Annotated in this window: 22 protein-coding genes; 21 read left to right on the forward strand and 1 reads right to left on the reverse strand. The window is 56.0% G+C overall.

Annotated features, from left to right (window positions below; genetic code table 11):
* Nucleotide 1 precedes the first annotated feature (1 nt).
* From tssM to ACZZ0K_RS24675, 19 genes are all read left to right on the forward strand, one after another.
* Entirely contained in the window at nucleotides 2-3,541 is a 3,540-nt protein-coding gene (gene tssM, locus ACZZ0K_RS24585) for a type VI secretion system membrane subunit TssM (protein ID WP_258707352.1), read from the forward strand.
* Entirely contained in the window at nucleotides 3,541-4,269 is a 729-nt protein-coding gene (locus tag ACZZ0K_RS24590; protein ID WP_041476618.1) for a PP2C family protein-serine/threonine phosphatase, read from the forward strand. The genes tssM and ACZZ0K_RS24590 overlap by 1 nt, the downstream gene beginning before the upstream one ends.
* Nucleotides 4,266-5,267, forward strand: a complete 1,002-nt coding sequence (locus ACZZ0K_RS24595; protein ID WP_217849762.1) for a serine/threonine-protein kinase — start codon at nucleotides 4,266-4,268, stop codon at nucleotides 5,265-5,267. The genes ACZZ0K_RS24590 and ACZZ0K_RS24595 overlap by 4 nt, the downstream gene beginning before the upstream one ends.
* Nucleotides 5,268-5,295: 28 nt before the next feature.
* Entirely contained in the window at nucleotides 5,296-7,332 is a 2,037-nt protein-coding gene (locus ACZZ0K_RS24600) for a type VI secretion system Vgr family protein (protein WP_258707351.1), read from the forward strand.
* 10 nt (nucleotides 7,333-7,342) lie between these two features.
* Nucleotides 7,343-8,356: an SEL1-like repeat protein gene (locus ACZZ0K_RS24605; protein ID WP_252885020.1), complete on the forward strand. Its 1,014-nt coding sequence runs from the start codon at nucleotides 7,343-7,345 to the stop codon at nucleotides 8,354-8,356.
* A gap of 15 nt (nucleotides 8,357-8,371) precedes the next feature.
* The gene (locus ACZZ0K_RS24610) at nucleotides 8,372-11,428 is read left to right on the forward strand and encodes a glycoside hydrolase family 19 protein (RefSeq protein WP_463559536.1); all 3,057 of its coding nucleotides are present in this window, start codon (nucleotides 8,372-8,374) and stop codon (nucleotides 11,426-11,428) included.
* Entirely contained in the window at nucleotides 11,409-11,675 is a 267-nt protein-coding gene (locus tag ACZZ0K_RS24615) for a hypothetical protein (RefSeq protein ID WP_463559537.1), read from the forward strand. The genes ACZZ0K_RS24610 and ACZZ0K_RS24615 overlap by 20 nt, the downstream gene beginning before the upstream one ends.
* A 71-nt stretch (nucleotides 11,676-11,746) precedes the next feature.
* Complete coding sequence (locus tag ACZZ0K_RS24620) at nucleotides 11,747-12,118, forward strand: hypothetical protein (protein WP_463559539.1); 372 nt, start codon at nucleotides 11,747-11,749, stop codon at nucleotides 12,116-12,118.
* Between the two features lie 142 nt (nucleotides 12,119-12,260).
* Nucleotides 12,261-12,836 (forward strand): hypothetical protein, encoded by a 576-nt coding sequence (locus ACZZ0K_RS24625; protein ID WP_252882875.1) that lies wholly within the window; start codon nucleotides 12,261-12,263, stop codon nucleotides 12,834-12,836.
* A 216-nt stretch (nucleotides 12,837-13,052) separates the two neighbouring features.
* Complete coding sequence (locus tag ACZZ0K_RS24630; protein ID WP_252882874.1) at nucleotides 13,053-13,802, forward strand: lysozyme inhibitor LprI family protein; 750 nt, start codon at nucleotides 13,053-13,055, stop codon at nucleotides 13,800-13,802.
* Nucleotides 13,803-13,983: 181 nt separating this feature from the next.
* Nucleotides 13,984-15,348, forward strand: coding sequence for a lysozyme inhibitor LprI family protein (locus tag ACZZ0K_RS24635; protein WP_252883906.1), 1,365 nt, complete (start codon nucleotides 13,984-13,986; stop codon nucleotides 15,346-15,348).
* Between the two features lie 140 nt (nucleotides 15,349-15,488).
* Nucleotides 15,489-16,883, forward strand: coding sequence for a TIGR01777 family oxidoreductase (locus ACZZ0K_RS24640; protein WP_252882873.1), 1,395 nt, complete (start codon nucleotides 15,489-15,491; stop codon nucleotides 16,881-16,883).
* A 9-nt stretch (nucleotides 16,884-16,892) separates the two neighbouring features.
* The gene (locus ACZZ0K_RS24645) at nucleotides 16,893-19,343 is read left to right on the forward strand and encodes an alpha/beta fold hydrolase (RefSeq protein ID WP_252882872.1); all 2,451 of its coding nucleotides are present in this window, start codon (nucleotides 16,893-16,895) and stop codon (nucleotides 19,341-19,343) included.
* Nucleotides 19,340-19,786 (forward strand): hypothetical protein, encoded by a 447-nt coding sequence (locus ACZZ0K_RS24650; RefSeq protein WP_463559543.1) that lies wholly within the window; start codon nucleotides 19,340-19,342, stop codon nucleotides 19,784-19,786. Before ACZZ0K_RS24645 ends, ACZZ0K_RS24650 begins: the two co-directional genes overlap by 4 nt.
* Nucleotides 19,787-19,934: 148 nt before the next feature.
* Nucleotides 19,935-20,390 carry a hypothetical protein gene (locus ACZZ0K_RS24655; RefSeq protein ID WP_150742969.1) on the forward strand — a complete coding sequence of 152 codons (456 nt, stop codon included), beginning with the start codon at nucleotides 19,935-19,937 and terminating at the stop codon, nucleotides 20,388-20,390.
* 4 nt (nucleotides 20,391-20,394) lie between these two features.
* Complete coding sequence (locus ACZZ0K_RS24660) at nucleotides 20,395-21,258, forward strand: tetratricopeptide repeat protein (RefSeq protein ID WP_150742899.1); 864 nt, start codon at nucleotides 20,395-20,397, stop codon at nucleotides 21,256-21,258.
* Nucleotides 21,259-21,260: 2 nt separating this feature from the next.
* Entirely contained in the window at nucleotides 21,261-22,019 is a 759-nt protein-coding gene (locus tag ACZZ0K_RS24665; RefSeq protein WP_252882871.1) for a lysozyme inhibitor LprI family protein, read from the forward strand.
* Between the two features lie 58 nt (nucleotides 22,020-22,077).
* The gene (locus tag ACZZ0K_RS24670; RefSeq protein ID WP_252882870.1) at nucleotides 22,078-23,166 is read left to right on the forward strand and encodes a tetratricopeptide repeat protein; all 1,089 of its coding nucleotides are present in this window, start codon (nucleotides 22,078-22,080) and stop codon (nucleotides 23,164-23,166) included.
* 64 nt (nucleotides 23,167-23,230) lie between these two features.
* On the forward strand, nucleotides 23,231-23,668 hold the full coding sequence (locus tag ACZZ0K_RS24675) for a hypothetical protein (RefSeq protein ID WP_081489846.1): 438 nt from the start codon (nucleotides 23,231-23,233) through the stop codon (nucleotides 23,666-23,668).
* 58 nt (nucleotides 23,669-23,726) lie between these two features.
* Here the strand turns inward: ACZZ0K_RS24675 and ACZZ0K_RS24680 are convergent, their stop codons facing one another.
* A complete protein-coding gene (locus tag ACZZ0K_RS24680; RefSeq protein ID WP_150742902.1) occupies nucleotides 23,727-24,089 on the reverse strand; it encodes a DUF6124 family protein in 363 nt (120 codons plus the stop codon).
* A 434-nt stretch (nucleotides 24,090-24,523) separates the two neighbouring features.
* Here ACZZ0K_RS24680 and ACZZ0K_RS24685 point away from each other — a divergent pair, with 434 nt between their 5' ends.
* Together ACZZ0K_RS24685 and ACZZ0K_RS24690 are read left to right on the forward strand one after the other, a co-directional pair.
* Nucleotides 24,524-24,910, forward strand: coding sequence for an SCP2 sterol-binding domain-containing protein (locus ACZZ0K_RS24685; RefSeq protein WP_252879099.1), 387 nt, complete (start codon nucleotides 24,524-24,526; stop codon nucleotides 24,908-24,910).
* A 150-nt stretch (nucleotides 24,911-25,060) separates the two neighbouring features.
* A complete protein-coding gene (locus ACZZ0K_RS24690; RefSeq protein WP_463559552.1) occupies nucleotides 25,061-26,407 on the forward strand; it encodes a delta-60 repeat domain-containing protein in 1,347 nt (448 codons plus the stop codon).
* The last annotated feature ends 9 nt before the right edge of the window (nucleotides 26,408-26,416 follow it).

Consider the following 26,416-nt stretch of genomic DNA (forward strand, 5'->3'; position numbering starts at 1 on the left):
GATGAAAAAGTTTTTCAAGAAAGTCGGCGCCTTCCTGCGCCAGACCTGGGTCTGGACTCTGCTGCTGGTGCTGTTCGTGGCGCTGCTGGTGTGGTTCGTCGGCCCGTTGTTGGCGGTCGATGATTACAAGTTCTGGGAAAGCGCGACCTCGCGCCTGCTGACCATCAGCGTGCTGTTCCTGATCTGGGGCCTGACCATGGTCTTCGTCAGCTGGCGCGCGGGTATCCGCAAGAAAGCCGAGGAAGAAAGCGAGGACGGTCAGGACCGTATCCGCCGCGAAGAGCTGATCGACGAAGAACAGAAAGAGTTGAAGGCGCGTTTCAAGGACGCGCTGAAAACCCTGAAGACGTCGAGCCTGTATCGCGGTCGCAGCGAGCGCTGGCGCAGTGACTTGCCGTGGTACCTGCTGATCGGTCCGCAGGCCTCCGGCAAGACCAGCCTGCTGGATTTTTCCGGTCTGGAATTCCCGATCAACAAGATCGACCGCAAGCTGACCCGCGACACCCTCGGCACCCGTCATTGCGACTGGTATTTCGCGGATCACGGTGTACTGATCGACACCGCCGGGCGTTACACCACTCAACCGGACGCCGAAGTCGACGGCAACGCCTGGACAACACTGCTGGAGCTGCTGCGCAAGCGTCGTCGCGGTCGTCCGTTGAACGGCGTGCTGGTGACCATTCCGGTGGAAACCCTGACCGGCGGCAGCGAGCAGGACATCGAAACCCTCGCACGCCAGGTGCGCAGCCGTCTGCAGGATGTGCATCAGAAACTGCACGTCGACGTGCCGGTGTATTTGGTCCTGAGCAAGGCTGACAAGCTGCTCGGCTTCGACGAGTTCTTCGATCAACTGACCCGCGAAGAAAGCGATCAGGTGCTCGGCACCAGTTTCCGCAAGGATCAGGTCGGCACCGACGTCACGGTCCTGCGCAACGAGTTCGAAGAGCTGCTGCGCCGCCTGAACAGCCAAGTGATCATGCGCATGCACTCCGAGCGCGACACTCAGCGCCGTGGCCGCATCCTCGACTTCCCGCATCAGCTCGGGCAGATCGGCGAGCGCCTGTGCCTGTTCGTCGACATGGCGTTCACCGGCAACCGCTATCAGCGCGCCACGCAACTGCGCGGTTTCTACCTGACCAGCGCGCCGCACCTGACCCAGGAAATGGATTCGACCACCGCCGGCATCGGCGCCAGCCTGGGCATGAACGCCGGCGTGCTGCCGACTCTGCGCAGCGGTCGTTCGCGATTCATCCACCACTTGCTCAGCCAGGTGATTTTCCCCGAGGCCGATCTGGCCGGTCTGGACAAGCGCGAGCGCAGCCGCATTCATTGGGGCCAGCGTGCGCTGTACGTCGGCGCACTGGCAGCACTGGCACTGTTCGGCATGCTCTGGGCCGGTGGTTTTTCGGCCAACTACGAGCGTCTGGAAAACCTGCGCACGCTGGCACAGAACTGGACCCAGCAACGTTCGGCCGTAACGCCGCGCGATGACGCCATGGGTGTGCTGAAAGTTCTCGACACCAGCTACGCCGCGACCCAGGTGTTCCCGAGTAAGGGCGACGTCTCGTACCACGAACGTGGCGGCCTGTATCAAGGCGAAGAGATCAACCCGGTGGTGAAAACCGCCTACGAGCGTGAGCTTGAAGCGCAGTTGCTGCCACGGTTGGCGACCATGCTCGAGGGGCAGATCCGCGCCAACATGAAGGACCGCGATCGCCTGCTCAACAGCCTGCGCGCGTACCTGATGCTGAACATGAAGGATCGTCGCGACGCGGCGTGGCTCAAGGACTGGGTCGCCACTGACTGGTCGCAGCGCTACACCGGTAACACTGCGGTGCAGAATGGTCTGAACACGCACCTTGAGCGCTTGCTCAAGCAGCCGTTCATCTACCCGCTGAACGATCAACTGGTGACGCAGGCGCGTCAGGTCCTGCGCAGCGAATCGTTGGCCAACGTGGTTTACCGCATGCTCCGCGAGCAGGCGCGCAACCTGCCGGACTACCGCTTCAGCCAGCACCTCGGCCCGCAAGGTTCGTTGTTCATCGGCACTGAATACGTGATCCCGGGTTTCTACACCCAGCAGGGTTATCAGCAGTATTTCTCGGTGCAGGGCGCGGCGCTGGTCACCGACATCCTGCGTGACAACTGGGTGCTGGGCGAAGGCGCGGGCATCAGCGACATGGATTTGCGTCGCCTGATGGTCGAGCTTGAGCAGCTGTACTTCCGCGACTACGCCAACTACTGGAGCGAAGCCGTTGGCCAGGTCGCACTGCCACCGATCAGCGACGCTGGCGAAGGCGCCGAGCAACTGGCGGGCCTGACTTCGGCCAACTCGCCGGTCCTCGCGCTGCTCACCGAAGTGCGTGAAAACACCCGCTTCGAAGCCGCGGCTGATCCGGTCGATGAAGCCGGCGAAGCTGCCGATGCGCTGGCCGGACAGAAAGGCAAACTGGGCAAGGTCGGCAAACTCGCCGCCGCTGCCGCCGACAAGGCTTCGGCGCTGAACGTGGCGAAGAACCTGCCGGACACCGCGAAGAAATCCCTGCAACGCCGCTTCGAACCGCTGCATCGTCTGCTCGACGACAACAACGGCCCGGGCGCCGACCTGACGCCAGCGTTCAGCGCACTCAACGACCTGCAACTGCAACTGGCCGGTCTGGCCCGTTCCAGCACGCCGGAGCAAGCCGCGTTCGAGATGGCCAAGACGCGCATGAGCGGCCAGCGTGATGCGCTGACCAACCTGCGCAATGCCTCCGGTCGTCTGCCGCGTCCGCTGAGCGTGTGGTTCAACGTGCTGGCCGAGGACTCGTGGCGTCTGGTGCTCAACGATGCCTATCAATACCTGAACGGCCGTTATCAGAACGAGCTGTACAGCGTGTATGGCAAAACCATCAGCAAGCGTTATCCGTTCAGCGCCAGCAGCACCAGCGACGTGGCGATCAGCGACTTCCGCGAGTTCTTCCGTGCTCAAGGTACCGTCGACCGCTTCTTCGACAGCTACATGCGTCCATTCGTCAGCGGCGATCCGGGCAACTACCGCATGCGCAGCGTCGACGGTCACAGCCTGCCGGTATCGAAGGTCTACCTCGATCAGATGGCGGCGGCGCAGACCATTCGCCAGAGCTTCTTCTCGATCAACCCGGCCGAGCCGACCGTGCAGTTCAAGCTCGAGCCGTACACCCTCGATCCGGCGGTCAGCCGTTCCGAATTCAAGTTCGGCGACAAGACCATGGAATACCGTCACGGCCCGATCCTGCCAATGACCTTCAAGTGGCCGACCGATGCTGAAGATGGTCGCACCAGCCTGGTCATGGACAAGATGGCCGGGCGTCCGATCGGGATCGAGAAGAACTCCGGCCCATGGTCGCTGTTCCGTCTGTTCGACCTGATGCAGACCGAGTACCTGAACGGTCGCGACGTGCTGGTACTGAAAGCCGACGTGGGCGGCCTGCGCGCCAACTACCTGCTGACCAGCCAGCGCACGCCGAACCCGTTCGACATGGGCGTACTGCGCACCTTCCGTATGCCGGTGCAGCTCTGATGCTGGTGGCCAGTCCCTGGCGCAGCGCGGCGCGTACCGACCCGGGCAAGGTGCGGGCGCGCAACGAAGATGCCTTCCTCGACTCGCCGCAGCATGGGCTGTGGGTGGTCGCGGACGGCATGGGCGGTCATCAGGGTGGCGACATTGCCAGCCAGTTGATCGTCGCCAGCCTGGCTGAGTTGCCGCAACACGAGGACTTCGACGAACGCCTCAAAGCCATCCGCCAGTGCCTGCACTGGCTGAACCGGCGCTTGGGGCAGGAGTTGACGGTCACTGCCGGACGTCACGACAGCATCATGGGCAGCACCGTCGTCGCGCTGCTGGTGGAAGGCAATCGCGCGGCCTGCATCTGGGCCGGCGACAGTCGTTGCTACATGTGGCGCGGGCAGCGGCTGTATCAACTGTCCAAGGACCATTCGCTGCAACAGCAACTGATCGACGAGCAGCAAATGAGCGTCGAACAGGCGGCAGCGCACCCGGCGGCTCAGGCACTCACCCGAGCCGTCGGCGCCGCCGACACACTGACCCTGGATGTGCTTGAACTCGAGGTCTATCCGGGCGATGTGTTTTTGCTCTGCAGCGATGGTTTGTATCAGGGCCTGAGCAGCGATGCCCTCGGCAACGCCCTCAGCCTCAGCGCGCCGCACGTGGCGCTGGAACGTTTGTTCGACGGCGCCCTGCGTGGCGCTGCGCGGGACAACCTGACTGCCGTGGTGATCCGCCAATGAGTGAACTCGAATCGCCCATCGATGACCTGCTGATCAGCGAAGAGCAGGCCAACAATCTGACCTACTTCGCCTTCGCGAAGGGCAACCAGGCCGAACCGTTGCTGGCGCCGACCAAGGCCAGCATCGGTGCGCTGCCAGATGTACTCGCCGGTCGCTACCACCTCGAGCGTCTGCTCGGGGCCGGTGGCATGGGCGCCGTTTACCGGGCGCGGGATCTGCTGCATGAGCAGTTCGGCGATCCCGATCCTTACATTGCGCTGAAAATCCTCAGCGAAGAATTTGCCGAATCGCCGGACGCCAGTGCCTTGCTCTACAGCGAGTTCGCCCTGACCCGACGCCTGCGCCACGACAACGTTGTGCGTGCACACACCTTTGAAGTCGACACCGACTGCCAGCGGGCCTTCATCACCATGGAATACATGCGTGGCCTGACCCTGGACAAATTGCTCTGCGAGCGGCCCCTCGGCCTGCCGTGGCAAGAATTGCGTGACATCGTCCTGCCGCTGCTCGACACGCTGGCCTACGCCCACCGTCGCGGCGTGCTGCACGGTGATCTGAAACCGAGCAACGTCATGCTCAGCGAAGACGGCCTGCGCCTTTTCGACTTCGGTCTGGGACAGGCAGAGGAGGGCACCTTGCCCGGTCTGCCGCACCTGAGCCGCGAGCGTTTCAACGCCTGGACCCCGGGCTACGCCGCCCCCGAACTGCTTGAGGGCCAACCATTGTCGGCCAGCGCGGACGTGTACGGCGTGGCCTGCGTGATCTATGAACTGGCGGGCGGCAAACACCCGTTCCGCCGCTTGCCCTCGACCCAGGCCCGCGACGAGCACCTGGAGCGCGAACTGCGCGCCCCAGCCAATCTACCCCAGCACGGCTGGCAAGCGCTGCGAACCGCGCTGAGCTTCAACCCGGCAGAACGCACCATCACTGCCCAACAATTGCGTGACGCCTTGGGCGCCACTTCGTCCTGGCTGCAACGTCTGCGACTTCGGGCGTAACGGATGACATTCGAACAGGGAGCACACGATGTTCAACTCAGCTAACGAAACCCACTTCAGCCTCAAGGTCGAAGACTACGTCGGCGACCTGCAAGTGCTGTCCTTCACCGGCACCGAAGGCATCAGCCAGGCGTATCGCTTCGACCTCGAACTGGTCAGCGAAAACCCCGATCTGGACCTCGAACAACTGCTGCACAAGCAGGCGTTTCTGGCATTCGATCCACAAGGTTCGGGCATCCACGGGCAGATCTACCGCGTCGCCCAGGGCGATGCCGGCAAGCGCCTGACCCGCTACAAAGTCTCGATCGTGCCGCAACTGCAATACCTGCATCACCGCACCAACCAGCGCATCTACCAGCAGATGTCGGCGCCGAAGATCATCGCGCTGATCCTCGAAGAGCACGGCATCAAGAGCAACGCCTACAGCTTCCAGCTCAGCCAGCCGTGCCCGGATCGCGACTACTGCGTGCAGTACGACGAAACCGACCTGCATTTCGTTCAGCGCCTGTGCGAAGAAGAAGGTATCCACTACCACTTCCAGCACAGCGAAAAAGCCCACTTGCTGGTGTTCGGCGACGACCAGACCGTGTTCCAGAACCTTGGGCAGCCAACTGCTTATGTGCAGGGCAGCGGCATGGTCGCCGACGAGCCGGTGATCAAAGCCTTCAAACTGCGCTTGGAAACCCGCACCACGCGCACCACTCGCCGTGACTACGACTTCGAAAAACCGCGCCTGCGAATGGAAGCGGCGTACAAACCTGACGGCGACAGCACCGAGCCGGATCTCGAAGATTACGACTACCCCGGCCGCTTCATCGACCGCGCGCGCGGCAAGTTCCTCAGCCAGCGCGCCCTCGAACGGCACCGCGCCGACTACCGCCAGGCCGAAGGCCGCGGCGACCAGACCAGACTGGTCAGCGGCCACTTCATGGAAATGTCCGACCACCCGCGCAGCGAGTGGAACGACCTGTGGCTGCTCACCGAAATCTTCCACGAAGGCAAACAACCGCAAGTCCTCGAAGAAGGCGTGACCAGCGACACCACCGACAACAAAGACGACTTCCACCAGGGCTACCGCAACACTTTCCTCGCCACCCCGTGGGACGTGTTCTATCGCCCGGCCCTCGAACACCCGAAACCACGCGTCCTCGGCAGCCAGACCGCCATGGTCACCGGCCCCAAAGGCGAAGAAATCCACTGCGACCAGTACGGCCGCATCAAAGTGCAATTCCACTGGGACCGTGAAGGCCTCGCCGACGACAAAACCAGCTGCTGGCTGCGCGTCTCCAGCTCCTGGGCCGGCGACCGCTACGGCGCCATCTCCATCCCGCGCATCGGCATGGAAGTCCTCGTCACCTTCCTCGAAGGCGACCCCGACCAACCGCTTGTCACCGGCTGCCTGTACCACAAGGAAAACCCGGTGCCGTACGCACTGCCGGCGAACAAGACTCGCAGCGTGTTCAAAACGCTTAGCTCACCGGGTGGTGGTGGTTATAACGAACTTCGCATTGAAGACAAGAAAGGTGCGGAGCAGATCTACATTCATGCGCAGCGTGACTGGGATGAGAACGTTGAGCACGACCAGAAGATTCGCGTCGGAAATGAACGTCACGACACGGTGGTGAAGAACACTTACACCGAGCTGAAGGCTGAAGAACACCGCACCACGATCTCTGATCGCAAGATTGAAGCGAAGCTGGATGATCACCTGACGATTGGGCAGAACCAGCATGTGAAGTTGGGCACGGCGCAGCTGACCAGCGTGGGGAAAGAGATTCACCTCAAGGCTGGGGACAAGATTGTTATTGAGGCCGGGACGGAGCTGACCATTCTTGGCGGTGGGAGCTTTATCAAGCTGGATGGCGGTGGGGTTACGGTGGTTGGGCCGGTGATCAAGATCAATGCGGGTGGCTCGGCTGGCTCCGGCACGGGGATCGGGATTAAACCGCCGGTGCTGCCGGGTGCGGCGGATAAGGATAAGGCGGGGAGTTTGATGGATCAGGCGTTGGCGAATTCGCCGCCTGAGAAGGTTAAGCCGAAGGCTTTTTTTGTGTTTTCTGAGTGATGAGTTCGTGATGAGAAAGAACAACCGAGTGCGTCAATTCAAGCTGAAATGTCTGGCGCTGCTGGCGTTCGGGGCGTGTTCAGGAGCCTTTGCTGCGCAATCGAGCACAGTGCAATGCCCGAGTGATAACTTCGCAGATTTCGTAAAAGAATTCTCGGCCAAGCCGGAGGTGCAGCAAGCGTTTATTGCCTCGCCCGTGATCGAGCAGACGGTAGCCGTCACCGACTCGAAGCCGCGAGTGTTGGAGCGGAAGTCGAAGGTGTTAGACCTCCAGTCGCTAGTGATGCTTGCTCCGGACAGCATCGCGAAGTCTGAGTTGAGCATGCAAGTCCAGTTGCCAAACCAAGTGATTGTTCGCGATCACAACGGTGAAGTGCTGAAGATCTTTGTTTTCAAACATAACGACTGCTGGGTATTGACCCGTATTGAAGACTGGTCGCTTGAGGCAGTACTTGATGCTCAATACCCGAAGTTAAAAAACTCGTCGGGTGAGCGCGCATTAAAAAGAGGGGCATTGTATAACCAGCTGGGTATTGATACCGACTCATCTTCTGCCAGCCAGTTGTACATTTCCGCTCTGAATAGTTACTTGAATGGGGCAGATCAAGGCTCAGCAGAGGCGGCCTTCGCAGCGGCGGGGATCAGCCTTTCAGGTCAAGCACCACGGTTGGAAAATGGAAAGATCCTTCAGCTCCTGGAATCAGCTGCCATAAACGTGCCTGAAGCAGGGGTCGCCCTTGCCGATTTCTATTGCGACGAAGGCAATTACGAAGAGACACGAGCCTGTGTCAGTCCAGAAAAATCATTGGGCGCTCTTGTGAACTCTGCCCGGCTCGGCTCCCCGGATGCACTGATTCAACTAGGAGGCGCCTATGAGGCCGGCGCCATCGTCTCTGGTGATTTGCCCCGGGCGATGGCCTGTTATCAAGAGGCCGACAAGAAAGGCAATGAGGCAGGTGCAAGAGGCGTTGAACGACTAAGCACCCAAGGCATTACCGCAAATAATTCAATTCATTGCCTTTAAAGCAGGATGCTATCGATGAGCACAGGACTACTCGAGCAGCGGGTCAACTACCCCAGCAGCGGATACGAATACGGTTACGGTAAGGGTGGAACTGCGGACGAAGACAGTGACGGCCGGAAGGAAATCGATTGTTCTCACTTACTCAATCTCATGCTCGGTGATGCGGGGTACAACATTCCGTACCGCACCACACGCCAACTCGCGACAGACACCACGCACTTCGAAGTCATACCCCTCAACAGTGTTCAGCCGGGTGATATTGCGCTTTGGACAGGAATGCACCATACCGGTGTGATCGAGGATATGGACGTCCACCGGACCAAGGGTAACTTCTTCGGCTCACAGAGCTCGACTGGGCCGAAGTCCGCAAAGTACGGTGCCGGTAGCGGTTACTGGCCGATGCCTGACAAGTACTTGCGGCCGAAAGCAGAGTACAAAAGCGGTGCGCAACCGGCGCCTGCTCCCGCGCCTGCACCGACCCCTGCTCCAGCGGGGTCGCCGCTCATGAGTTTCCAATACCCATTCAGAAAGGCGGATGGGAAGCAGTTTGAGAGTGCCGATGAAATATATAAGGCGTTAGAAAAAGAAACTTCGGGTCACTATCTCCTCGGCAGTAATAAGTTCTGGCATGGTGGCATTCATATCAGCAATGCCAGCGCTCCCCAGTGCATCTTGAACGAACCGATCCGCTGCATGGCCGACGGCGAGGTGGTGGCCTATCGACTTAACGAAGACTATCTGGAGTCGACGTTCGGTGATAACGAGAAAAAACTGAAGTATTCCAACTCGTTCTGTCTGGTACGGCATGAGTACAAATCTGCGCCGAATCCGGAGGAAGGGCCTAATAAGGGCAAACAAAACAAGCTGACCTTTTTCAGTCTTTACATGCATTTGCTTCCCTTCAAACGTTACCCCTTGTCCGATAACGAAAGACCCAAAACAAAAGTAACCATGAAGGTTAGTGACTTCAAGGCTTACGATGATTTTCCCGCAACCAGTAGTGTTGAGAATGTAGGGAAATTAGTCGCCGGTACGAAGCTCGAGATCTTAGAGCAGAAGGATGTAGTTAACCTCACCTACGCCAAAGGAAAGATCTTGTCGGGTAGTGTGAAGAAAAATTCGCATAAGGTGAGGGAAGTCGGGCAAGAAGTCTGGTTCGTCTATCTGAAAGATGGAGAGCCCTACAAAAACTCCAAACCTGCTCGTATATGGCTGGAAGACCCGATCCCGGAGCGATCCAAGCCCAAATATTGGCAAGGTAAGGTGAAGGGTACTGCAGTCAAAAAGCTGGATCTCTATCAGGACCCCGCTTCACCGCAGAATGGTCAGCCTGCTGGCGCGAAAATGGGGACGATGCAGCTTACACAGGGCAGTATTGTAGAATTCGAAAGCAAGGACGTTTTGAACCTCAATGTCTCTGGTTCGACTCGCAGTATGGCGAAATGTACCAGCAGTGGTAGCTTGGCTGGGGCGGGCAACCTCCCTCCCAGCTTCTGGGCAATTGTAGAAAATGAGTTCGTTGCCTGGGAGGTAATCCCTGCTAGTTTTGATTCGGTAGAGCCAGCCAATAGCGGGATCAAGGCTGGTGACCCGATAGGATATCTAGGATTGACTGAAAACCTGACTGGCGAAGATGGAGGCGTCGCGAGTAAGCACCAAGTTCATGTTGAAATTTTTACCGCTGAGGCTGATGTTCAAGATTTTCTGAAGAATACGGCTGGGTTGAAGGTCGGCAAGCAGTACTTGTATTTGCCCGCTGAAAGTGAATTAAAGAAAAAATCTCCTGTAACTGGCAGTTCAGTGTTGAAGCTAGAGCACTCGGTTGATTTGAACATTGCACCTATTATTAAAGAAGGTAATGATGAGTATTATGAAATCACCGTTGCCGAAAAAGAGGGGGCAGTCAGCGGGCTGGTAAAAAAAGCAGGCGCGCAGATTATCACGCAACACGACTGGGAAAAGCTTGGTTTCAAGATTGTAGAGGAAACCAATGCAGCAGCGGATGGGTTTCTTGATCATAAGGATATGCCTCAGTTCTTTCAGGGTCTTTTTAATAAGGTCGATAAAAGCGGCAATGGTGAAGTCGAACCGGATGAATTGACTGACGCTTTGAAAAATCCTGATACGAGAATGCAGTGGTCAAAATTGGTAGCCCATCATCCGACCGAATGGAAAGACAAGGCAGATGCACCTAAGTGGAGCAAACTGGATACAGAGCTGGTACATTCGCCCAAAACTCTAAAGCATGAAAAAGAAAGAATAAATAACTATGTTTTTTGGGATGAGTTGAGAGCAAAAGCTTCCATAAGTACCGGCATGATTTGGCATTTTCACCCTGTTGAATTCATTGCGAACGCCAAAGCGCAAAGCTCTATGATTATTACTTTGGCGATGCTTAAGGCGGTTTTCAAAAGTGCTGATGATTCCTCCCAATTGCAGCTTTTAGCGGATGAATTAAATCCAAGGCTTTCAGAGTATAAACTCGATACCCCTCTACGGTTAAGTCATTTTTTTGCACAAGTGCGCGTCGAGGTTGGCGATAGCTATGCTCTTGTGGAGTCGCTTAAATACCGGCCTCAAGTGTTGATTGATAAATTTGTTTATTTCAGAAACAGGCCAGACGAAGCTGATCTGTATGGGTTTAAACCTAATGTGCAAAGTGCGAATCAAGTTGAAATCGCCAACAGAGCATATAATGGAATTACTGGAAACTCTGATCTAGGTAATGGGAATATTGCAAGTGGAGATGGTTGGAAATATCGAGGTCGTGGTCTGAAACAGTTAACTGGGCGATACAACTACAATGATTTTACTAATAAGTACCCAGGGCTTTGGCCTGGTGAAAATTTGAATTTTATAAATAATCCAGCTTTATTGGAGCAGCCAAAGTATGCTGCTAGGTCAGCAGTCTATTTTTGGTTAAAAAATGAGCTGTATAATATTGCGGATAAGGGAGACTCTGGATCCTTTGTTAATGATATTACGAAAGTCATAAATCTGTACACGAGTAGTTATGCTGAGCGTCGAGCTCAATTTACAAGGATATGGGAAAATGAAAAAATTTTTAGATAGTTTGTTTTTGGGCTTATTTATTTTTTGCTTCGCTGCTAGGGTCAGTGCAGGGGATTATCTTGTCATTAATGCTGATGTGACGGGGGATGGGCAAGCAGACGTTATAAAGTTGTCCGAGGGCGGGCCTGATTTTTATGATCTCGTGGTCACTTCTGGCGGAAAAGATGTTCTTGAAAATAACAGTCTTGTACCAACGAAAAAAATGAACAATAGCGGGGGCTGGATGTATCGCATGGTCTATCTGTAATAGACGGAAATTTGGTAATTCAGTATCACTTCTGTGAGCCATCAACCAGTGTTTGCTACAGCAGAAATGTTGTGGGCACTTATAAGGATGGAAGCTTTTTGTTTTCTCGTGAAGAAGTTGTCGCTTCAGCTGAAAAAACGATAACGCGTGACGTTTTTTACCAACGCCCTGCCACGCCTCTGAGTGATCTAACCTATCAAAAGTTTCTCGAGAACGATGGCGATGCAAAGAAGTTATTTTCTTCTGCGTTTGGCACGTGTGTTCAAGAGCTAGGAGGGGATTCTCTGATGAAAATCTCTGATGAGTTGGAGAAAGAAAGTCCCGCGGAGTGGGTCCGGAACACTGGTTGTGTGACACCTGCTTTGGTATTCAGTTTACAGGGTCAAGGATTGCTCACTATGGAAGCTGCTTTGCGGTATGTCAGCTCCTTAGCTATTAAGTGAAGCTTATTTAACTGTTGCAGGGGAATGGGAACAGACCACGGTTTGAGTAATTACCCACAAAACGTGGTCTGTCCCATTTTTCCCTTTTTTCTGTCCCCTTTTTTCTTAAGCTCCCAGATCTGTTTAAGGCGAGGAGACAGTGATGAAGGTTTGGTTGATTATTTTGGTTCTTTCAATTTCGTCGGTTTCGTTCGCTAATGAAGCGAATGTGAAGTCGTCGGTCATATTTGCAGATATCAATGCGTGCAAATTTAAAATGAATAATTTGTACGGAGGTGATTATGTGGTGGATAAGGAAGAAGTGCCTGCGCTCTTATTTTATTCGAAGATTATTAAGCCTAATTCTAGGCGGCCGATAGAAGTCGATTTGAAATTACGATGTGTGGATCCCGCCGATGCCCAAACTTTTGCTAACTTTTCGGGTGGGAAAATGACTGACAAAGGATGGGTAATGAGTTTGGATCCAGATGTTGAGGCTGACACGTCCATGCATAATACTTTTTATGTATTAAAAGGGAAGAACTGGGAAGGTCCCGCGATATCTCAGGATGTTACAAATGGTGAAGAAGAGGATCGAACGCGTGGGTTTGGATTCTGCATCCCCCATGGATCTGCTGCACTTTGTGGAGGTGGAAGTGTGGCCTACTTGAATGATCTAAATGGTTCTGCGTTGAAGGAGGTTATTAAGATGGTTGAAACTATTGAGTTTGTTGAGTGAGGCTCTAAGGTAGAGGAAGGATTTGTTTTCATCTGAATTTTTTAATAATCAAAGGGGACGAATCAAAGTGGACGGATTTATTTGTTGCGTTCGATCGCTTTGAATTTGGTTGAGAACTTAAATAGATCTGGCCCGTTTTTCGGTTCTGACTCTATCTTCTGTCGCAGGCCCGTTCAGAATTGAACGGATCACTGAGTTTTTTACGGACGCCAAGGAATGCAGATTTTCAGATTCAGCCTCATTTTTTTACTTTCAATACTGTCGCCTGTGGTCATGGCTGAGGGCACGATGATTGCCACCATCCTTCAGGCCGACTTTTCCAAGGATCCGGAAGTCCGGTTGCTTGTCAGAGTCGTTGATGTGGGTGGCGGTTCGGATACCCCTTCCATGGCGGTTCGTACTCAATGCCTGGAGAGGAAGGCGTTCGCAGAACGTCCTGGGCCGGATCCGTGCTTTTCGATAGAGATCACTGAGAGCAATAAGCAACGGGCCATTGTTCGGCAAACGCTATTGAATGATCCTCAGCGCACAACCGACCCTATCTATTTGGAAATTGTTTATCGCTCAGAGGTCAGCGAAAGCGATCCGACGAATCACCATCAGCGATCCGCCACACTGAAGATCGAAGAAAACGGCCTCTACAATTGGAACAATGAGAGCGAACAGGCATTGGCGGACGTTGAGTGGTTTCCCTCGGGAAATGGCGTTCTTGATCTGATGGTTCCTGACGCGGATGCATTGTTGAATTCTGTATTTCGGGATCGTATGAGTCGGCTGGACGAAAGCGGTCAGAAAGCACTGAGAGAAACTCAAAGAGCCTGGATGAAATTTCGAGATGCGGAGTGCCAGGCCGACCCGAAATTGCATAAATCAGTTTTCGGTGAGTGGTCCGATGCCTGCCTAATTCGCGCGACGATAGAGCGTACTCGCCAATTGGCTTTGGCACCGGACAAAAGCAGACATTGAAAAGGACCAAAACCGGTGTGTTCGAAGAGTGGTAGCCGGACTGCGGCGATGGCTTCGTTAACCTGCGCGTCGACAAAAAACGCAAAGCGTTGCTCAGCACTTACTGGGAAATGAACATACCCAAGCAATGCATCACCCGATTCACCAAACGCAAAACCTGAATGACTCAAAGATGAACACAGTGAACCGTTTTGTTTTAACCCTGCTGGCCGTAATGCTGCCGGCTTCAGCTGCCTATGCGCAGGACGACTGCAGCCAAGTCACCTCAAGTCTGGAAATGGTGCCGTGCTCGGAGGCGGCGAAGAAGGCTGCCGATACGCAGTTGAATGTCAGCTACAAGCAACTGATGTCGCGGCTTGAGTCTGACTATCGGGCAAATCCGGCGTTGGGTGCGGAGTACGCGGCGAAGGTTAAAGAGTCGCAACGTGCGTGGCTGAAATTGCGCGATGCGAATTGTCCGTTGGAGGCATTCGAAATCGAGACTGGGATGTCAGCGCATGTGTTTGCCGTTAACTCGTGTATCGCCAGAATGAGTCGCGAGCGCTCGGCGTATCTGGAGAAGATCGCCCCTGCTCTTGCATTCGACAAGAGCGCTTCGACGGCACCGACCAATGACGCTTGCCCCTCGGAGGAGTTCGCTCCTTTCCTGACAGCGTTTTCCGCCAACAGCGAATCACAACGTCGGCTCACTGCGATGACGGTCAAGTCGCTGGTGTTGAAACCGGTAGCGGGGAAGGATCGAAGTACCTTCGAGCCTTCGACCTCGGGTGTCAGTGGAACAACCTTCACCTATCCGCTGATGGCTGCAATCACACCCGGCAAGACACCTGGAGTCGAGATCGAAGAGGTCGATGACAGTCACGTCAACGTTGTGGACAAACGGGCGGGCAACAGCAATATCAAGATTTTCAACTTCTCTCGTCAGGCGTGCTGGGTGCTTGAGGGGATTGAGGATTGGTCGATCAGCGAAAAGGATCTTGTCGCAACGGATAACCCGGGAATGAGCCGCGCCGAAAACTTTTGTTATCAGCGTGCAGAAGCGTTGGGTGGGCTGGGGTCTCTTGAGCAATACCGGCTGACTGCGGAGCTGATTGAAGCGTCGCTGGAAAATTTTGTGTGTGCTGCAGAGTCAGGTGATGCACAGGCCAGCCTGTCGGCGGCGAGCCTGAGTCTTTCGCAAATGGCATCTCAGTTGGAAACCCCTAAGGTTGAGGCTTTGTTCAAAGCGGCTTCGAAAATACCAAAGGGTGCGATGGGCTATGCGACGTTTCTTTGTTCGGGAAACTCCACTGACTATAACGGCCCTTGCCTTCATCCCAAGCAGGCAGAAGAGCAGGTTATTCGAGCGATTATCATGGGCTCTACGGACGCGATGAATTACCTGGCCTCTACCTTTGAGGGTGGGGAGTTGGGAACGAAGGATATATCTCGAGCGTTAGCCTGTTATCAAATGGCGGCTGACAAAGGTGATCAGCTGGGCCTCTTCAACGTGGGGCGATTGGGATCGTCAGCCACGGCGCCGATCAAAGCCAGCCACTGCATTTGAATTTCGAGGGGCTGTTTGAAGCGGTTTTTGCAAAAGTTTTGTCTGAATCCCTCACGCTAAAACGTTTAACGCTTGAGCATCTGACTCCCCCGATTTTCCTTTAAACTCCCCACCCCCAAGGAACGCGCTCAGGACACGGAATGCCAGCCTCTTCTTCCTCGCTTCGCCCAGCGTTGGTGCTTTGGCTATATGCCGCTGCGATCACGCACATCCTCGCCGGTTTTACCCTGACCTGGGCCGGTGACTCCGGCGTGCTCGATGGCTACCTGCAAGTCCTCGAACTGTCGTTCTGGGGCGCCGATGCCGTACCTGCTGCCGGCCACGAACAACAAGTCTGGTGGCTCGCGCTGTTCGGCGCGACGCTGCAAAGTTATTCGCTGTATATGCTCGCATTGGTGCATCTGGGCAATCGCCTCAAGGTGCCGGCAGTCTGGGGATGGTTGATCGCCGGCATCCTGTTATGGGCGCCGCAGGACATGTGGCTCTCGGCGCAACAGCAGGTCTGGTCGCACGTGTGGCTTGATGGATTTGCGTTGCTGGTGTTGTTGCCGCCGCTATTTTGGCTGTATCGGCATGACCGCCGAAAGGCTTCTTCAGTAAAGGCACCGAGCCAATCCAACCCGTTTGCCGATGGCGCCTACAAGCGAGTGCTAATCACCGGCGGCACCGGGTTCATCGGTGAAGCCTTGGTCAATCAATTACTCGACGCCGGCCACTCGGTCAGCATACTGACGCGCGATCCGTTGAACGCGGCCAATCTATTCAATGGCCGCGTCCGCTGTGTGCATTCGCTCAGCGAACTCAGCCACGACGACACCTTCGACGTAGTGATCAATCTCGCCGGCGCGCCTGTCGCCGGCCCACGCTGGACTCCCAAGCGTCAGGCACAACTGCTCGCCAGCCGAGTCGGCACCACCGAAGCGTTGATGACCTGGCTGAAGAACACCAAGCAGAAACCCTCGCTATGGATTCAAGCCTCGGCCATCGGTTTCTACGGCGTACGCGATGCCAGCGAAAGCCTCGACGAACACGCCAGCAAGGGCGACGGCTTCATGGCCGAACTCTGCGCGCGTTGGGAAGCCGCCGCGCAACCGGCCACCGAGTTTGGCGTGCGTCAGGTAGTGCTGCGTCTCGGCGTGGTGTTCGGCCCCGGCGGTGCGTTGACGCCGTTGCTGCTGCCATTCCGCCTGGGTTTCGGCGGGCGCATGGGTGACGGTCGGCAGATCATGAGCTGGGTGCATCGCGACGATGTGCTTCAGGTGATCGCGCGGGCTTTCAACGACGAAAATCTGCGTGGCACCTACAACATGGTCGCGCCCGAGACGGTCAGTCAGGCAGCGTTTGCCGAGCAGGCCGGCAAGGTCCTCAAGCGTCCGGTGTGGTTGCACATTCCCGCCGCGCCAGTGCGTGCAATGGCGGGGGAGATGGCGCAGTTGTTTTTCGACGGTCAGCGCGTGGTGCCGCAGCGTTTGACCGAGGCCGGCTACACATTCCGTTATCCAACTCTCGACGCCGCTCTGCGCGATCTGACCTGAGGATCGCTCATGAGCAAGCCGTTGATGTACCTGCTGGCCGGCAACGGCAGCGCCGCTGATTGGTGGGACGATGCGCTGCCGCACTTTCAGCGCTACGACTTGGTGCCACTGGAGTTGCCGGGCTTCGGCGCCAATCCGCAACCGCCCTGCGAGGATCTGGCGGACTACGCGCAAACCTTGCTGGCGATGACGAAGCAGGGCAGCGCGATCATGGCGGTCGGGGTCAACGCGTTGCTGGTGCTGCACGCGTTGCAACGTCGGCCCGGGCACTTTTCGCGTAGTGTTCTGTTGGCGCCGGTTGGGGCGTTTTTGTGGCAGCGTCGCTTGCCGGCATTAATGTCGCCGCTGCCGATCCGCAAGACCATCCACTGGCTGCTGTCGAACAAACCCACGCTGTTCGCGCGCAAGTTCTCTAACCAGACCTGGACGCCCGCGCAGTACCAGCGCATGGGCGCCGGCTATGCGCGCTGCCGTGCGTTTGTGCCGCACTGGGATCTGATTCGCGCCGACACCGCGTTGCCGCTGCTGGAGTGGATCACCGATCCGGTCGAGGTGGTTTGGGGCGATCAGGACGCTGTGCTCGGTATCGAGCAAGCGGCAGCGTGGTCGGCGATTCTCGCCCGCGCAGATCTGACCATCAGCCTGAAACCCGGTTGGGGCCATTACCCGTGGATCGACTCGCCCGCCGAATTCGCCGAGTGGCTGGAGTCGGGCGAGCGCGGGTTTGTCGCCCACACCAAGGGCGGGCGTTTGCGCCTGGCCGAACTGGCGCGGCAAGCGGTGCCGGCGGCGCTGACGCTCAACGATTGCAGCGATCCGCGTCTGCCGGCATTTCTCGCCGCCCAACCTGATGTGACCTGGGCGGTGCGCTCCTCCAGTTACGGTGAGGATCAGGCCGATTCGGCGAATGCCGGTTTGAGCACCACCTATCTGCGCGAGCCGACCGCCAACGTGCCGAAACGCATCGCCGAACTGACGGCCGAAGGCGTCGAGGAAGTGGTGGTGCAGCGCTTCATCACGCCGGTCGTTTCCGGCATCGCGTTCGTGCGCCATCTCTCGGTAGAACTTGAGTGGGTTGAAGGCCATCTCGAATCGCTGGCCGACGGTCACGTCAGCCCTTCGCGAGCAACGCTTTCGCGGCTCGGCGATGCGTGGCGAAGCGGCACGTTCACGCCGTCCCATGGATTGACCGAAGACCTGCTCTGGCGCTTTCTGCAAGACGTGTTGCGCGTGTTCCATTACGTGCCCGGCGACGTCGAATGGGCCTGGGATGGCTCGCAACTCTGGCTGCTGCAATACCGGCCGATCAGCGACTACGGCTGGCGCCGACACCTGACTGCCGCCAACATCGCCGAGATCCTGCCGCCGCAACCGAGCGTTTTTGTGGAGTACGCCCAGCGCCGGGCAGCGGCAAGTATCCCGGCGATCATGGCGCGTTGGGATGCGCGGGTGTTGCAGGACAACGAGCCGTTCACCGCCGTGTTCGGCGGCGCTTCCTACATCAACAACGACCTGTTCCTCGCCCGGCTGGCCGACTGGGGCATCAGCGCCGATAACTACGCTGGTGAAGTCGGTGGTGCGACGCCGCATTTGCCGTGGCAGCCACTGAAGATGTTGCGTTCGTTGCCGCTGTTTTTGCGCATGCAACGCAAGGCTCGCAGCCATTTGCTGAGCCTTGAAAATGGCTTGCAGCGCTTTGATCGGGAGCTGGCCGAACTCTTCGCCCAGAGTGCCAATGGCCAACAACTTGCGGACTGGTTCACCCGGTTTTACGTGTTCGTGGTGCAAGGCAATCTGTGCATCGCCACGGCGCTGGCCAGCAGTGGCGGCGACTGGCTGGGCCGCCCGCCGACCGCGTACGACAACCTCCAAAACAGCCCGCATCGATTGCCGTGGGAAACCGATCCCGCTACGCCTCGACCTACGGCGACTGAGCTGCCGTTACAAGCATTCCCGCAATGGTCAGGGCTGATCCGCCTAGCGCATTCGACCGGCCTGCCGGGCCTACGCGGTTACTACCTGCAAGTACGCGAGTGGTATCGCGACAACCTGATGCGCATCTTCTTCCGCCTGCACCACGCGATGCCGCTGTCGGATCGCGAGCACTGGTTTGCACCGCATCCCGATGTTCGCACCCGAGACGGCAGCTTCTGGCAGGACGGTCGCGAAGGTGCGGAGCAGGCCACCGGGTTCATGATTTATCCGGGGCAAGTGCAGGGCATTCTGGGCGAGGATATTTTGCTCGAAGACACACTCGATCCCGGGCGGCATGCACACTACCAAACCGCGCGGGCGGTGATTGCGCGAATGGGCGGGCGCTTGTCGCATGGTTCGACGTTGCTACGCGAATTGCGCAAGCCGTCGGCGGTGATGCCGCAGGTTGATCCGGCGTGGGTGGGGTGTGAGGTGTTGTATCGGGATGGTGAGTTGGAATTGATCAATTCGAAGGATACGAAGTGAAACGATTGCTGGTGTTATGTGTGAGCTGGTTGCCGATAGCGGTTATGGCGGCAGATGTTTGCAATCAGGAAGCTGACTCAAAATATTTCTTATCGCAATGGTCGCAGAGCAGTGAACATCCGGAAGACATACTTTCCAGTCTCGATGGAAAAGAATTTTCTATCGATCCGGGCCACGTGGTTTTTCGCGGCGATCTAAATGGCGATGGCATCGAAGACTTCATCTTCAATTCCCGCGTCGGCATTGGCTCATCAATGGATAGCACATTCGCCTTCCTGATCCAGTGCCGTGGTTATTTGAGGTATTCGGGCGGCGGTTACTTCGCCGGGGTCAAAGTTCTGGACGGCCCAGCCAAGGGGGAGGTGAGTTCAAGGACATCGAGATCTACTCCTACATCAGGGACAAGCGCGGGCGGATTCGCTACAAGGGTGAAAAGGCCATGACCCGGCCACATCTGTGGCAATTCGACCCGCAGACACAGCGTTACGAAGGGCAGGCTGAGTAAGCCGACGGTCCCCGCTGCATTTACGGAGTTACTACGTGAAAGGATTTTCGGTTCTTCTCGGCAGCTTGATATTGGCTGCCGCGTCCATGGCATTCGCTGCCGATCCAACCTTCAAGGATTACACCGTCACGCCAGTTTTCACCGGCCCCAACCATAAGCTGGTGCCCCAAGAAAACAGCAGCCCAATGATGGATCAGGCACGGGTGCAAGCCCTGAAAGGCAAGGTCAACTTCGCCGGCCATTACATCCTTCGTAGGCTCGGCTGTGGCGGTAGCGCTATATGCGGCGAAGTGCTGGACGCCCAGACCGGTGAAGTGGTTGGCGGTCTGCCGAATGCTTACGACGGCAGCACGTTCGGCATGGTTTACCAGCCCGACAGCCGTTTGATCATCGTGTCCGGCATCACGCTCGACGGCGAAGAAGATGCGCAGGGGAATGCTTTGGAAAGCGGCAACCGGGACCGTTACTACGAATTTGTGAACAACGAATTCCGGCTGCTGAGCATGACCGACGTGGAATCGTCGCCGATGGATGAGGAGTGAGTGGATGAACCGTCTTCTCGCGGGCAGCCTTAAGTGGTTGATGATTGTCATGAGCCTGACAGCTTCAGCCAATGCCTTGTCTGAAAATATTCAGATCGTGGGGGTTGGCGGGCACTTAGTGACATTGAAGGACAAGACATGGGGCAGGCCTGCTGCGGAGGCGGCGGTTGCCTCGTTTACCGCCAATGGAAAAACGTTTCCCCTCTATGTACCCGCGGTGGGTACTGAAACGCATGAGGCTTGGTTAAGTCCCGACAAGAAAACATTGCTCCTCCTTCAGACTCTGTATGGCGTTGTCATTGGCCAGGAGGGTGAAGAAATCCCAACAGAGGAAACTGGTTGCGGGGTCATTTCGATGGAGACCGGTTGCGTGCTCAGTCAGCCTGCAGCCAGGTTTTGCTACGGCAAGTGGGAGGGCAATCGGTGGACTTCCGGGGAAGAGGATGCGCCTGACCTCGTCATGCAGACGCCGTCTCCAAAGGACTTATTGAAGCAGGTCTCAAATATTGAGATGCCGCAATCTCGCGTGGAAGAACTCGCATTCAATCTTCGCACTATAAGTCCAGAGTCCTATATGGCTTGTCACCCACCGGCGCGCAATGTTCAAGCTTTTAACGACTTGGCTTTCTACTTGGCCGAGGGCGGCAACGATGAGCTGGCGCTGAAGTTTTATCGCGGCGTTGAGGCCGTTGGTAAACGCACGGTACTGATGTTGAACATCGCCGATTCACTCTGGCGTCTCGATCGCAAAGACGAAGCGCAGCGCTATTACAGCCAGTACCGCGACGCGATGAGCGCCGACGGCAAGGCGCAGAAAACTCCACAACGCGTAGTTGAGCGATCCGTCATTCAGGGAATGAAAAATTGAACATGTTTGCGCGTTTTATCGCGTTGTCCTTTGGATGCCTGTTTGCCTCTTTTGCGATGGCCGAGGACGACTGCAAAGAAATCACCGTGAGTGCTCAGGTCGATCGGTGTGTGGAGGCAGCTCGCAAAGAAGCCGACACGCAACTCAATGCCAGCTACAAGAAACTGCTGGGACGGTTTGAGACTCAACAACGGCGTGACCCTGAGCAGGGTAAGGCGCTGGTCGCAATGGCCAGAGAGTCCCAGCGCGCCTGGATCAAGCTGCGCGACACCACCTGCCCACTTGAAGCCACGGAAATCGAGCCTGGGGTGGCAGCGCATGTCACAACGGTTAACAACTGCATGGCCAGACTGAGTCTGGAGCGTGCGGCCTACCTGAACACAATCGTCGCTGATGAGCCGGGTAATGTGGTCGATCTCAACAAGGTGTACCTGTCCGGCTCCCAGCGCTTCGGCGATATTGTGGCACGTTATGTCAGCACCTTTGGCAGCCCATGTCTGACGGTCCAGATACTGGCGCCCAACGGCGGTTGGAGAGTGCTGTCTTCCAAGCGGTTTTGCAATTTCGAGGGCAAGGCTTTTTGGACGGACTATGCCGATGCCGGGTTTGAGGATCATGCGTTTGCCGACGATGGGTTGCACGTGACGCTCAGTTTGACGGAGCTTCGTGGGCTCGGAGAAAAGCGCCTCGCTTGTGTGATTCCGATCAAGAACGAGCAAATCAAAGAGCTGAAATGCGGCGCGCCTGAACCCGGTGCCTAATCGGGGCTCAATTGGGACGTATTTGGACATCATTTGATTGAATCAAGGATTGAAGAAAGTGAAACGCGTATTGCAGAGCGTTCTCTGCGCTCTAACTTGTTGTGTCGCTGTACCGGGTTCTCCCGCGCTTGCTGCGCCCCAAGTCCTCAAGGAAATTCCGGCTAGCTTGCTGGGTGATGCATCACGGCAAAAGGTGTTTGTACTGGCGGGCGATGCGGACGAAGTTTCTAACCGATTGTTGATTGCGCCGGAACAAGCGCGTGACGAGGACATCTTACTCGATACGTCGAAGGCGCTGCCTCTGATCAAGAGTCAGTACTCGTCTGCGCTTCAGGGTGTCTTCAGCGTCCATGTACTCAAAGGTCGCCCTGGCGTCATGACCGTCATTGATCCACAGGCTGAGGAAGCTGTGGTCAAGCAACCGTTCGTTGAGGCTGGGGATTACATCGCGCTGGTAACCAGCGAGGAAGATAACGCGGTTTACAACTTCAACCTGTTGTTCGCCTTCAACAGAGGTTCAAAGCAGTTTGAGCTGAAAGCTCTGCTGGAGGTGGCGAATAACGACTCCTGTGACCGGTCGCTTGTTAGCGCAGTGGAGTTGCCGGTGCAGACACTGGGCCCCATCACTCTCGCTTCTTTCGATGGGCGTGAAGTGCTGCAGAAGCTGCAGGTTGCTCGTACTGGCAGTATTGAGGGCGTTAGAAAGAAATTGATGACCGTCAATTCGGCTGATTTGCTGGATATGGCGCTGGCAGCCTACCGAAAGGGTGATGACTCTTCCTTCAAGGATACGATGAGCTACGCGTTGATGGGCGGTGGCCCGCATGACACTTGTCCCCCGGATAGCTATATCGTCGCAAAGTACTACTACCCGCAGCGTCCCGGCTGGTCCAACGACCTCGGTTTTCTGCTCGGCGAGGCGGGTTACTACGCTGAGTCGATTGAGTTGCTCAATGCAGTGATTGCCAACCACCCAAACAGGACGGTTGCTTACCTGAATCTCGCTGACAGTTATTGGGCCGTGAACGATAAAGAGCGGGCGGTGGCGGCGTACAAGCAATACGCATCGCGAATGTCTGAAGCGGGGAAGGTTTCGAAGATCCCGGCGAGGGTGGGTGAGCGCAGTGCTGGAGTCTCCAAGAAATGATTCGGGCCCTATTCCCGTAAAGTTCGCAGAAATGCACTTTCAATTGCCCATAAGTCGCTAAGGAATGATCGGTTTGAAATCGTCGTTTGCGTTTATTTCTGCGCTTCTTCTAATACCGCTGACCGCCCTAGGTGAGGTTACCACCGAGGTTTCCTGCTTCCGTTCGTTGGAAGGCAAGAACATCAATTTCGAGTTTCGATCCTATTACGACACCGTCTCACGGTGGAGCGGAGCAGGGGTCAAGTACACGAAGTCCCGAAAGGTCATTCCCCTTGTCTATCGGAGTGTCGAAGAGGAAGTCATGGCAGAGGGGCGGCCTTCTCAGTTCACGACAACTTGGGTAGAAGTGACCGAAGACTCGCTGACAGGCGAATATGAAATGGTCAGCCAGGGTGCTCGAATTTACGGGATGACTTACACGAACTACAAATCCGGAAAGAAGTATTCATTTGAACAAGACATCACCATGGATGCATCTCCAGAGACAGGCTGTCGGTGGTAAAACAGGGATCATCGAGAAAGGGGACTCAACGCCCCCTCTTTTTCATCCGCGAATCTCACTAAAACTTGGCCGCCACGCTTCGCACTTCAATCTGGTCGAGCGTCCCTTCCACCATCAATCTGACCCCGTCCGCCATCCTACTCAATGCCAATGCAACCGAGCGGCGTGAGCCATCTATGTCGTCCGCAAGATCCGCAGCGATGATGCTGATGGACAGCAGGTCTTCCGAGGCGTTGGCCAAGAGGGCTTCGGCGTCGATGTCCTGGTTCAGGCTGAACAAGCCTTCACGGCGTGGGGCCTGAGAGAGATCAGATTTGCCGAAGTGGTGATCAAGGGCGCGTTTGGCGGCTTCATGTAGTTTTCTTGAATCGAAGGATTCGTAGGGGGAGGTGTCCTCGGTGTTGGTATTTGAATTGGTCATCGGTGTAAATCCCTTGGAGTAAGAAGTAATTGCTCCCGAATTCGGACTTGCACATCCGGTCACCGAATACCCGATGACGCAGGAAGCCTATCGGTGATCTTCAAGCTCGCCTAGTTCACGGACAGCCCCGCACTTTGCAGGAAACTTCCCATGGATTCGCGGGCCGGAAGATCAAAAGATCGCAGGCTTCGCCGGCTCCTACAGGGATGTGTTTCAACAGGTGTAGGAAAGGTGAGTGGTGAGACGCGGAGCGTCTCGGGATGCATTCCCACGCGGATCGGGGGAACGATCAGTGGGCGAGCGCTGAATCGTGACTTGGTGGTCATCGTGCGGGAAATGGTCTGCATCCTCTTCCAACAGTGTCAGATACTGGCGTTATCGTCCGAATCCCTTACACTGCCCCGGCCGTTCATTTTCCTTTTGAGGCTGTGCGCATGAAATTTCGTTTTCTCCTGTGGATGATGGGTTTGTTGATGGGTAAGGCCAGCCGGACAAATCCTGCGTTTCAGCAGCAGTTGGGTGACAAGGACCTGGTGTTTCAGTTGCAGACGCTGGACGGGAAAGTGGCGCGGCATTTCGTGGTCAAGGATCAGCGCATCACCAGCAAGTCTGGCGTGGTGCCGGAGCCGGCGTTTGCGATTGCGTTTAAAGATGCCGGTTATGGCTTTGCCACAATGCAGGCGAAGAACAAGCAGTTAGCGTTTATGCAGGGGATTCAGGACAAGTCGATCCAGCTCAAGGGCAATCCGGCGCTGGTGATGTGGTTTCAGGGCTTGATGAAGTATTTGAAGCCGCGCAAGGCTAAACCGAATAAGGCCTGATATTGGTCGCTGGCTCGCCAAGTCGGTCATTTGTCTCTAAATACCATAAGCACCTGTCAGAAGTGACAGGTGCTTTTACTGGCGTCTTGGTGCTTCATGAGGAGATGGTCCAGCGGTAAAGGGACTGAACCTGTTTGGAGAATAACTATCATGACTACCAAGTCTGGCACGCCCGATCTTGAGTTTGGTAACAACGGAGCACGCATTTGGGATTTCCCTGAATTCGCCAGCATCGCTCCCCATGCCATTGTTTCTCTGCCCGATGGCAGGCTGGTTGCGGTGGCGAATGAGCCGGGTTATCCCCGCGGCTTCGTGATCGTGCGACTCACTGAAAAAGGGCAACTCGATGCAGGCACCGGCTTCGGGGTGGAACAGCGGGGTTTTGCGCGCATTACGATTCCTGAGAAACACATTGTTAGCATTTTAGGCTCCAGCCTACTCAGTGATGGCGGATTCCTGATCGTCTTGGAGTACTCATGGCGACCTAATGAAAACGGTCTTTTGGTTGTTCGACTTCTGGACGATGGCAGTCTCAACGACAAGTTTGGCAAGGGCGGAGTCCTTGTTCTTCCAGACCGTGCGGTGCCCGCAACTCTTAGCAGAGGAGCGTTGCGTACTGCCCGGCGAAGTGCGGGCCTGGATGCCGTGTCAGTTGTTCAGGGCGGCGACAATTCTGGAGTACGCGGCATCGAGTTGCCAGGCGGCAAAATTGTCCTGGCTACTTTTACTTACGATCCTTCTTCTTCGCAAACCAAGGGTTCGGTTATACGACTCAATCCTGATGGAACATTAGACAAAACCTTTAACAAGACCGGTTCGACCTGGGTTGAGTTGGGAATTGCTGGTGATAATGCCGCGCGTGGAGTGGCTGCACAGGCGGACGGTAGTTTAGTAGTAATTGGCGATTACTTTGATGCAGGTACCTTTGGTACCTATGTTGTGCGTTTCAAAGAGGATGGAGTGCGGGACGAGGAATTTCCCGATGTGGTGCTTACGTCCCGTTATATGCCCCGTTTTCGCGATATTGCCGTCAGAACAAAGGACGGGATGATTGCCATAGTAGGAGGTCAATTCGAAGACAATTTTCCCGAGGGTACAGGTGTAATTGTCGTGCTCAACGAGAACGGCTCACCGAATCTAGTGTTCAACGAAGGTAAACCGTTGTATTCCAAGCTATCACCTGAGAAAGGTCAGCAGTGGCAATCTTGCGCGTTTGGCGGAGCGGAGGACAGTAAGTTGATCGTTGCCGGCACAAGTGGCAGCGGAGATATTTTTTACGATACGCAGGCAGTGTGCGCACGTTACTTACTCACCGGTACGCTCGATAAGTCATTCAACACTGATAAGGGCTGGTTGGCTTTCAGTCAGCCCGATCGAATGGCGTCTGCCCTGGATGCAGTGATCACGTCCCAAGGCAAAATTGCCATCTGCGGTGAACTTTATAAAGACGAGCTTAGCCTTCCTGTTGGCGGGTGGATAGCGCGCTACTTTTCTTGATAAGCACTG

It is taken from the genome of Pseudomonas sp. AC255, from assembly GCF_979258175.1.